Here is a 10,128-nt window from a genome sequence, read left to right as displayed (position 1 = left end):
GCCCGCCCGCCGCACCAGTGGCTGGCGTTCCGGCTGTTCCCGGACGGGCGGGGGGTGAGCGTCTGGGTCCGGGCCACGGACCGCGAAGAGGGCCCGGTGATCCCGTACCCCACCGACGTCACGCCGCTGCGGGCCGCGCAGATGTACCACGTGCTGCACCTCGCCGCCGGGCTCACCGAGGCGGTGAGCGTGCAGGACGTCACCGAGCTGTTCGCCGAGCAGATCGTGCCGGCGTTCGGCGCCCAGGGCATGCTGATGTACGTGGCCGAGGCCGGCCGGCTGCGGACCATCGGCCAGCACGGCTATCCGCCGGAGGCTGTCGAGGCGTACGAGGGCACCCCCCTGCGCACCGCGAACAGCCCCACCGTGCGCGCCCTGGCCACCGGCGAGCCCAGCTTCTTCACCTCCGCCGAGGAGACCGAGCGCCAGTTCCCGGGGCTGGCCGGGCTGACCGGGATGGCGGCCCGGGCGGTGCTGCCGCTGATCGTCTCCGGCCGCCCGGTCGGCTGCTGCGTCCTGGCCTACACCAGTCCCCGGACGTTCAGTCCCGAGGAGCGGCAGGTGCTGACCTCGCTGGCGGGGCTGATCGCCCAGGCGCTGGACCGGGCGTCGCTCTACGACACCAAGCAGCAGCTGGCCCACGACCTCCAGGCCGGTCTGCTGCCGCGCAGCCTGCCGGAGATCCCCGGGCTGTCCGTGGCCGCCCGCTACCTGCCGTCGACCCGCGGGATGGACATCGGCGGCGACTTCTACGACCTGATCCGGCTCGACGCGCACCGGGTGGCCGCGGTCATCGGCGATGTGCAGGGCCACAACGCCGCGGCGGCGGCGCTGATGGGCCAGGCCCGGACGGCCGTGCACGCCCACGCGACGGCGGGGGCCGCGCCCGACGAGGTGCTGGCCCGCACCAACCGGCTGCTCACCGACCTGGACCCGGACCTGTTCACCAGCTGCCTGTACGTCCTGATCGATCTGCGCACCCACGAGGCGTGCCTGGCCGGCGCCGGCCATCCGCCGCCGGTCCTGCGCCACCCCGACGGGCGCACCGGCGTGCTGCGGATGCCTCCCGGGCTGCTGCTGGGCGTCACACCGGAGGCCCGGTACCACGCCACGACGATCGCGCTGCCGCCGCAGGCGGTGCTGGCCCTGTACACCGACGGCCTGGTGGAGCGGCCGGGCGCCGATCTCGACGAGGGCATCGCAGGGCTCGCCGCCGACCTCGCGGACGCGCCCTACGGGGACCCCGACCAGGTCGCCGACATCGTCCTGAAGCGGCGCGGCGCCCATGTGGAACGGCTGGACGACGTGGCGCTGCTGCTCCTGGCGCCGACCGGCGGGGACTGACCGTGGCGGGCCGCGGACGAGCTGCCCCGCCGGCGCCCCCCCTCCCCGGCCGGCCGGCCTACGCGCTGATCGTCGAGCCGCGCACCGGGGCCCATGAACTCGCCGGGCTGCCCGCCGGGCCGAAAAGCCCGCGACCAGTACCCTCAGAAGGGGTAAATCACGCATATACCACATTCGGTCGGCAGAGACGGAACGGCTCAGATGGTGGAGTGTGAGGAGAACGGCCACTACGGGCAGCGGGCGCCGGTCGAGATCGCCGACGCCGCCCTGGTGCTGTGCGACGCGCACGGCCGGGTCGAGAGCTGGCCCGAAGGCGCCGAGCGGCTGCTCGGCCACCCCGCCGCGGACGTCGTGGGACAGTCCGTCAGGACGCTGCTGGCGCCCGAGGACGCGGCGCGGGTGCCGGAGCTGGCCGAGGAGTGCCGCACCCACGGTGGCTGGAGCGGACCGCTGACCGCCCGCCGCAAGGACGGCGGCCTGGTCGGCGTCGCGGTGCAGCTGGCTCTCGTGTCGGACGGTGCCGGCGAGCCGCACTGGCTGGTGGGGGCGGTCGAGGCGCCGCCCCTCCAGGGCTGGACGATGAGCCGCCCGGTGATGGAGCGGCTGCTGATGCAGACCCCGGTCGGGATGGCCGTGGTGGACACCGATCTGCGCTTCGTCTGGTCGAACAAGGCACTGGAGCGCTTCGGCGGCGGCCCGGCGCGGCAGCGGATCGGGCGGCGGCTCGGGGAGATCCAACCCGGTCTGGATTCCGAGGCGTTGGAAGCGAAGATGCGGCAGGTCCTGGAGACCGGCGAGCCGGTGCTCGACCACGAGCACATCGGCCGCCCCCGCTCGGAACCCGAGCAGGTGCGCGCCCACGCCATGTCCTTCGTACGGCTGGAGGACGGCAACGGCCGCCCCTTCGGCGTCTGTTACACCGTTATCGACATCACCGAGCGGTACCGCAACCGCCAGCGGCTGCTGCTGCTCGACCGGGCCGCCAAGGACATCGGCCGCACCCTCGACGTGATGCGGACCGCCCAGGAGCTGGCGGACGTCGCGGTGCCGGACCTCGCCGACTTCGTCGCGGTGGACCTGCTGGACTCGGTGATCCAGGGCGGCGAACCGCTCACCGGACCGCCCGGCGACGCCGAGATGGTCGCACTGCGCCGAGGCGGCCAGCAGTCCGTACGGGAGGGCGTCCCCGAAGCCGTCATCGGGGTCGGGGACCTGGCGTCGTATCACTCCTGGTCGCCGCCCATCCGGGCGCTGGCCGACGGCAAGTCCTGGCGGGTGGAGTGGCTGGACCCGCTCGGCGCGGAGTGGGCCGCCGACATCCCCGGCGGCCGGCGGGAGCGGATGCGGGCGATGGGACTGCACACCGCGATGGTGGTGCCGATCCGGGCGCGCGGCACGACGATGGGCGTCACCAGCTTCTTCCGCAGCGAGCAGGGCGAACCGTTCGGCGAGGACGACCTGCGGCTGGCCGAGGAGTTCGTCGCGCGGGCCGCGCTGTGCGTGGACAACGCCCGCCGCTACACCCGGGAACGGGAGGCGGCGCTCACCCTCCAGCGCAGTCTGCTGCCGCACGGCGTCCTGGAGCAGAGCGCACTCTCCCTGGCGACCCGCTACCGGCCGGCCGACGAACTGGCCGGCGTGGGCGGCGACTGGTTCGATGTGATCACACTGTCCGGGGCACGGCTGGCGCTGGTGGTGGGCGAGGTGCGCGGACACGGCATCGGCGCGATCGCCACGATGGGGCGGCTGCGTACCGCGGTGCAGACCCTCGCCGCCCTGGACCTGCGACCCGAGGAACTCCTCGCCCATCTCGACGACTTGGTGAGCCGGGTGTCGGAGGAGGGCAGCGATCCGCCCGGCGCCGACACCGGGGTCGTCGGCACCAGCTGCCTGTACGCGGTCTACGACCCGGTCGGCCGCTGCTTCTCGGCGGCCAGCGCGGGGCACCCGGCCCCCGCCGTCGTCGCGCCGGACGGCACCGCGTCCTTCGCCGAGGTGCCGATCGGGCCCCAACTGGGCGTCAGTGGGCTGCCGTTCGAGGCCGTCGAGGTGCCGGTGAAGGAGGGCAGCGTGCTCGCGCTGTACACGGACGGGCTGCTGGCCGGCGTGGACCGCGAGGGTCCGCCCGGTGCGGCGCGGCAGCGGCTGCTGGCGGCGCTGACCGCGCCGGGCGACTCGCTGGACGCGCTGTGCGAGTCGGTCATCGGCACGCTCGTACCGGAGCGGCCGTTCGACGATGTCACCCTGCTGCTGGCCCGGACCCGGGGCCTGGCCCCGGACCGGTTCACCTCGTGGGACCTGGCCTGCGACCCCGCCGTGGTGGGCCGGGCCCGCGAGATGGCCGCCGCGCAGCTCGCCGAATGGGGCCTGGCGGAACTGGAGTTCACCACCGAGCTGGTGGTCAGCGAACTGGTCACCAACGCGATCCGGTACGGCTCCGGGCCGATCCGGCTGCGGCTGATCCTGGAGCACACCCTGATCTGCGAGGTGTGCGACGGCAGCAGCACCTCGCCGTATCTGCGGCATCCGCGCACGACCGACGAGGGCGGCCGGGGGCTCTTCCTGATCTCGCAGTTCACCCACCGCTGGGGCACCCGGTACACCACCGACGGAAAGATCATCTGGGCCGAGCAGCTCCTCGGCTGATCCGTACGTCACCGCACCGGGCCGCCCCCTGGCGCGACACCACGAGCACCACGAACACCACGAACACCGCGCGGCAGCGCGTAGACAGTGTCTACGCACACCTGGTAGACACTGTCTATGACCTCTGCGAACTCTGCATCCGACGCCTCGTCGGACACCTCATCCGACACCTCCCTCCGGGAGCGGCTGATCGACGTCGGCGTCGATCTCGTGACGACCGACGGACCCGCCGCGCTGGGGCTGCGCGAGATCGCCCGCCGCGCCGGCGTCTCGCACGGCGCGCCGCGGCGGTACTTCCCCACCCACCGGGCCCTGTTGTCCGCGATCGCCCGCCGCGGGTTCGCGGAACTCGGGGAGCGGATCGCGGACGTGGCCGGCGCCGCGGGTCCGCCGCGCGAGCAACTGGCGGCGCTGGCGCGGGCCTATGTCGGGTTCGCGCTGGAGCGGCGCGGCATGTTCGAGCTGATGTTCCGGCACGACCTGCTCAACAGCGAGGGCGAACACGAGGAGGAGGCGGCGGACGGGCCGCGGTTGAGGGAGTCGACGGTGCCGCTGTTCGGGATGCTGGTGGAACGTGTGGCCCGGTGCGGCGGGTCCGAGCCGGCGGGGGTGACGGCCGCCGCGCTGTGGGCGAACCTGCACGGGATCGCGCAGCTGTGGCGGTGGGGCAGTCTCCAGCTGGCGATGGGCGGTCCGGCGGCCGGCGGCGCGCCGGACGCGGAGCTGCTGGACCGGCTGGTGGCCGCGGCGCTGGACGCCCATCTGGGGCCGGTGGCGCGATGAGTGCGGGCATACGGGAGCGGCTGGCGCTGGTGGTCAGCGTGGCCGGCGCGATGCTGGTGGCGCTGGACGGCACGGTGCTGCTGGTCGCGCAGCCGGGACTGCGGCGCGACCTCGGCGCGAGCGTGGCGCAGGTGCAGTGGACCAGTACGGGGTATCTGGTCGCGGTGGCCTCGCTGCTGGTGATCGCCGGCCGGCTGGGTGACCGGTACGGCCACCGGCGGCTGCTGCTCGCCGGCGTGGCCGGCTTCGGTCTGGCCTCGGGCGGGATCGCGCTGGCCCCCGGGATCGGCTGGGTGATCGGACTGCGGGTGGCACAAGGGGTGTTCGGTGCGCTGCTGCAACCGGCGACGCTCGCGCTGCTGCGGCTGGCGTATCCGGCGGACCGGCTGGGTACGGCGGTCGCGGTGCGGACCGGCGCGATCGGGGTGGCCGCCGCGGCCGGACCCGTACTGGGCGGGGTGCTGGTCGCGCAGTGGGGGTGGCGGGCGGTGTTCTGGGTGAACGTGCCCGTCGCGCTGCTGCTCGTGCTGCTGGTCCTCGCGGTGCGGGTGCCGACCGCGGCACCCGCGGGGGACGGGCGGCTCGATCTGGTGGGAGCGGGTCTGCTGGCTCTGGCCCTCGGGGTGCTCGTCGGGGCGCTGAGCGGGGTGCCGGAACGCGGCTGGACCTCCGGGCCGACGGTGTGCGGACTTGCGGCGGCGTCCGGCCTCGCGGGGGCGCTCGTCGTACAGGAACGCCGCAGCGCACAGCCGATCGTGCCACCCGCCGTGGCCAGGTCCCGGTCCGTCACGGCGTCGATGGCGATGCTGCTGCTCATCAGCGGCGGGATGTCCGGCGCGCTGTTCGCGGCCACCTTCCTCCTCCAGGACGTGCTCGGGCTGGAGCCGCTCGCCAGTGCTCTCCGGGTGCTGCCGCTGACCGTGCTGATGGTCCTCGGCGCGCCGGTCGCCGGTGCCGCGCTGCGCCGGTACGGCCCACGGCGGGTCGCGGTGCCCGGTGTCGCCCTCGTCGTGCTGGGGCTGACGGGGCTGTCGCGGCTCGGCCCGCACAGCGCGTGGCCGGTGACCGGGGCCGCGTTCGCCGTGCTGGGCGCCGGGTTCGCCACGGTGATGGTGACCGCCACCGGGACCGTCGTGGGCGACGCACCACCCGGCTACGCCGGGGTCGTCGGCGGGCTCAAGCAGACCGCGGTGAACGTGGGGCCGGCCTTCGGGATCGCCGTCGCGGCGAGCACGATGCTCCTCAAGTCGGCGGCCGGCGGCGCCGGTTCGGCGTCGGACGGGTCCGCGGCGGCGACCGGCGGCGCGCTGCTGGCCCTGGCCGGTATCGCGGCGCTCGCGCTGCTGCCGGCGGGGCTGCTGCCGGGGCGGCCGGCCCCCGCCACCGCCGGCGGATGACGCCGCCGTGCCGGCCGGGACGCGGCCGGCACGGCGCGCCCCTACGCGCACACCGTCCCGCGCGGGCGCCGTCTCAGACGGCCGCGGCCTGGTCGGCGGCCCGCTTCCGGGCCTCGGCCGCCCGGTCCGGAGCGCCCAGCCGGTCCTCCAGGCGGGCCTTGGCCGACCAGTTGTACGGGCAGATCGGGCGGAGCTGGATGCGTTCGCTCAGCAGGGTGCGGGCGAGTCCGGGGCGGTCGGCGCGGAGCACCGCCTCGACCAAGGTGCGCTGCACGGCGTCGCGTTGGGCGTGGCTGCCACCGAACTCGTGGACCCGGTGCCGGATGGGCAGCAGCAGGTCGGCGGCGCCGGCGTGGTCCCCGCAGCCGTAGGCGATCAGGGCGCGGCAGACGGGCAGGCCGATCTCGGCGGTCATGGCGCGGTTGGCGCGGGCGGGTCCCGCCGCCAGCCAGCGCTCACGGTCCCGGACGAGGCGCCGGGCCCGGTCGATGCGGCCGGCGCCGGCGTACGCCATCACCGCGTGCGCGTCGTTGAAGGCGTAGTGGGGACCGTCCGCGCGGCGTTCCCAGGCGTCGGCGAGGGCGGTCCAGCGGGTGCTCTGGTCGTCCTCGGCCAGGTAGAGCCGCCAGAGGAGGGAGGCGGCGTCGAGGAGTTCCATGGCCACGCCCGCCGAGCCGTCGTGGTGCAGGGCGGAGTCGTAGATGTCCAGGACGCGGGCGGTGTCGCCGGACTCCAGGGCGTAGAGGGCGTAGTGCCACCAGTTGTGGACGGTCAGCAGGGTGCCGCTCGACCAGTGGGCGCTGCGGGCGTCCAGGAAGCGGATGCCGTCGGCGAACCGGCCGCGCATCTCGTAGGTGTGCACCACGCCGTGGATGGCCCATACGTCGTGCGGATGGCGGTCGAGGGCGGCCCGGCCGATCTGCTCGGCGTGCTCGTAGTGCCCGGTCTCCTCCAGGCCGAAGGCGTACATGCCGAGCAGCGGGGCGCGGTGCGGATCGTCCTCGTCCCAGGCGTCCAGCGCGCCGCCGACCCGGTCGCGCAGGCGCTGCGCGTCGCCGGTGAGGAAGTCGTGGTGGTGCCCGGCGAACAGCGCCAGCAGGTCGCGGGGGTGGGCGACCGAGATCTCGCCGAGGACGCGGCCCGCGGTGCGGTAGTCGCCGTCGAGCCAGGCGGTCGCGGCGGCGATGTGCATGCGCTCGCGCGGGGTGAGGCGGTCGGCGTCCAGGTCCGCGCGGAAGCGGCTGAACCGCTCGTGGGCCCGGTCCGCGTCCTTCTCCTCGGTGCCCAGGACGCCCAGGTAGGCGGCGAGGGCCTGGCCCATGGGCGAGCGGGGCGCGGCGGCCAGCAGCGCCTGTGTGGTGTCGATGATCCTGGGGCGGAAGAACAGCAGGTCGTCCAGGGCCTGTTCGTAGTGGCGCAGGGCCTCGGCGCCGGTGTCGGTCATGGTGTGTCCGTGCCGGTCCACGGTCATGGTGACTCCTGCGGGGTGCGGGGGGTACGGGCGAGCGGACCGCGAGATCCCGTCCGGTGGGCGGGTGGGGTTCGATGGGGCGGCAGGTGCGGATCCACGGAGGCATAGGTACCCCGCCGCTCCTCGCGTCCACGCCCCGGTTCTCTCGGAAAGGTCCTCCTATGCTCCCTCTGGACGGCATCACCGTGGTCTCCGTCGAACAGGCGGTGGCGGCACCGTTCGCCACCCGCCAGCTCGCCGACCTCGGCGCCCGGGTCATCAAGGTGGAACGCCCCGGTACGGGCGACTTCGCCCGCGGCTACGACGAGACGGTGCGCGGGATGTCCAGCCACTTCGTCTGGCTGAACCGCAACAAGGAGTCGATCGCGCTCGACATGAAGGACGCCGCGGACGCCGGGGTGCTGCGGGAGCTCATCGCACGGGCCGACGTCTTCGTGCAGAACCTCGCGCCGGGCGCGGCGCGGCGGCTGGGGCTCGACGCCGCCACGCTGTGCCAGGGCGATCCGCGGCTGGTGGTGTGCGGTATCTCGGGCTACGGGTCCGGCGGGCCGTACGAGCACAAGAAGGCGTACGACCTGCTGGTGCAGTGCGAGGCGGGGGTGATGTCGCTGACCGGTACGGAGGAGGCGCCGGCCAAGATCGGGATCGCGGTGGCCGACATCGCCGCCGGGATGTACGCGTACAGCGGGATCCTCACCGCCCTCTACGAGCGCGAGCGCACCGGGCGGGGCGGCTCCTTCGAGGTGTCGATGCTGGAGGCGCTGGGCGAATGGATGGGGTACCCGGAGTACTTCACCCGCTACGGCGGCAGCCAGCCGCCGCGCTCGGGCGCCGAGCACGCCGCCATCGCCCCGTACGGGCCGTACCGGGCGGCGGCGGGGGCGCAGGTCTTCCTGAGCATCCAGAACGAGCGGGAGTGGGCGGAGTTCTGTACCCGGGTGCTGGAACTGCCGGAGCTGGCGGCCGATCCGCGGTTCGCCCGGAACTCCGAACGGGTGGCGAACCGGGAGGTCCTGCGGGAGCGGATCGAGGAGCGGTTCGGCACGATGGCGGCGGAGGAGGTCGAGCAGCGGCTGGAAGCGGCGCGGATCGCGCACGGCCGGCTGCGGGACGTCGCGGGGTTCGCGGCGCATCCGCAGCTCGCCGCGCGGGACCGCTGGCGGACCGTGGACTCCCCCGTGGGCCCGCTCGACGCGCTGCTGCCGCCGGTCACCGTCGCCGGGCGGGAGCCCCGTATGGACCGGGTGCCGGCGCTGGACGAGGACCGCGCGCGCATTCTCGCGGAACTCCGCGGAACGGCGAAGGAAACGGAAGGGGAGCGATGACGTCCATCTGGTCAGCCGTCGTTCGCCGTACGACCATGTCGGCTAACCACTCTGTCAGTTGACCTCCGGTTCGCCTCACCACCCTGTCAGTTGACCTCGGTACCGGCTGACCACGTGTCGGTTCGCCATGGCACCTCGCACCTCGCCCCGTCTCGCGCAGCCTCTCGTTCGTTCCTCGCCGTACGCCGTATGACGTGACCTCGAAAGGAACACGACCATGGGCAGACCCCTTCCCGCACCCGGCCGCCTCGCGCGGTTACTGCTCGCCGCGCTGCTGCTCGTTCTGCCGCTGACCGTCCTGCCGGCACCGCTCGCGCACGCCGCGGGCGGCCCCGGCTCCCCCGCGTCGGTGGTCGACCGCTACTGGACCGCGCATCGCATGGAGGCCGCCGAACCGGTCGCGGTGAAGGCGAGTTGGCCCGCCCCGAAGGCCGCCGGAACGCCGGTACCGCCCAGCCACCCCTTCGACGGGCTCCCGCAGGTGGGCACGTTCTTCTGGACGGACGGCCACAACATCGGCCGCTTCTGCGGCGGGACGGTGGTCCGCAGCCCGCACCGCGACCTCGTCGTCACCGCCGGGCACTGTCTGCTCTCCCCCGACCCGAAGAAGTACCTGTCGTTCGTGCCGCAGTACCACGACGGGCTCAAGCCGCACGGCATCTACCCCGTCGAGCGGATCTATCTCGACCAGCACCTCTACGACCTGGGGACGGACGGAGGTGCCCGCTGGGACTACGCGGTCGTCCAGGTCGCCGCGCGTGAGGACGGGGCCGAGGTCCAGGAGGTGACCGGCGGCTTCGACCTGGTGCCCTACCCCGGCTACGTCCACCACGACGTACGGCTCATCGGCTACCCGGGCAGCAGCGACGTCACCTACCCCAAGCCGCTGGACTGCACCTCCGCCACCCACCGCTACACGAGCACCGACCCGGCCGTCCCGGGCGACTTCCTGGAGATCGCGTGCGCCGGCTACATCGGCGGCACCTCCGGCGGGCCCTTCCTGGTACGGGACTTCCGCGGCTACGCGTTGATCGGTGTCATCGGCGGCTACCACACCGGCGGCGACACGCCGGACATCTCGTACAGCGCGTACTTCACCTTCGACACGGCGCTGCTGTACCTGCACGCGGTGCGCGGCGACACGCCGGCCGCACCGCACCCC

Annotated in this window: 7 protein-coding genes; 6 read left to right on the top strand and 1 reads right to left on the bottom strand. The window is 74.0% G+C overall.

The genetic code is table 11. From position 1 onward, the window contains the following. The 4 genes from RZ84_RS34590 to RZ84_RS34575 all read left to right on the top strand — a co-directional run. On the top strand, positions 1-1,344 hold a 1,344-nt coding region (locus RZ84_RS34590; RefSeq protein ID WP_043268625.1), incomplete at its 5' end, for a PP2C family protein-serine/threonine phosphatase. 201 nt (positions 1,345-1,545) lie between these two features. Next, complete coding sequence (locus tag RZ84_RS34585; RefSeq protein ID WP_043268623.1) at positions 1,546-3,990, top strand: SpoIIE family protein phosphatase; 2,445 nt, start codon at positions 1,546-1,548, stop codon at positions 3,988-3,990. 117 nt (positions 3,991-4,107) lie between these two features. Beyond that, positions 4,108-4,773 (top strand): TetR/AcrR family transcriptional regulator, encoded by a 666-nt coding sequence (locus tag RZ84_RS34580; RefSeq protein ID WP_052230378.1) that lies wholly within the window; start codon positions 4,108-4,110, stop codon positions 4,771-4,773. After that, positions 4,770-6,170, top strand: coding sequence for an MFS transporter (locus tag RZ84_RS34575; RefSeq protein WP_043268621.1), 1,401 nt, complete (start codon positions 4,770-4,772; stop codon positions 6,168-6,170). The genes RZ84_RS34580 and RZ84_RS34575 overlap by 4 nt, the downstream gene beginning before the upstream one ends. Positions 6,171-6,243: 73 nt before the next feature. Here the strand turns inward: RZ84_RS34575 and RZ84_RS34570 are convergent, their stop codons facing one another. Then, positions 6,244-7,641 carry a tetratricopeptide repeat protein gene (locus tag RZ84_RS34570; RefSeq protein WP_043268619.1) on the bottom strand — a complete coding sequence of 466 codons (1,398 nt, stop codon included), beginning with the start codon at positions 7,639-7,641 and terminating at the stop codon, positions 6,244-6,246. A 161-nt stretch (positions 7,642-7,802) separates the two neighbouring features. Here RZ84_RS34570 and RZ84_RS34565 point away from each other — a divergent pair, with 161 nt between their 5' ends. Beyond that, positions 7,803-8,966, top strand: coding sequence for a CaiB/BaiF CoA transferase family protein (locus RZ84_RS34565; RefSeq protein ID WP_043268617.1), 1,164 nt, complete (start codon positions 7,803-7,805; stop codon positions 8,964-8,966). Positions 8,967-9,183: 217 nt separating this feature from the next. Further along, the coding region (locus tag RZ84_RS34560) for a trypsin-like serine peptidase (RefSeq protein ID WP_063772790.1) at positions 9,184-10,128 on the top strand (945 nt) is incomplete at its 3' end.

The sequence above is a fragment of the Streptomyces sp. CT34 genome, assembly GCF_000805335.1.
GTDB lineage: Bacteria > Actinomycetota > Actinomycetes > Streptomycetales > Streptomycetaceae > Streptomyces.
Note: the sequence above shows the minus strand (reverse complement) of the source record. Positions and strands in the feature narration are given on the sequence as shown.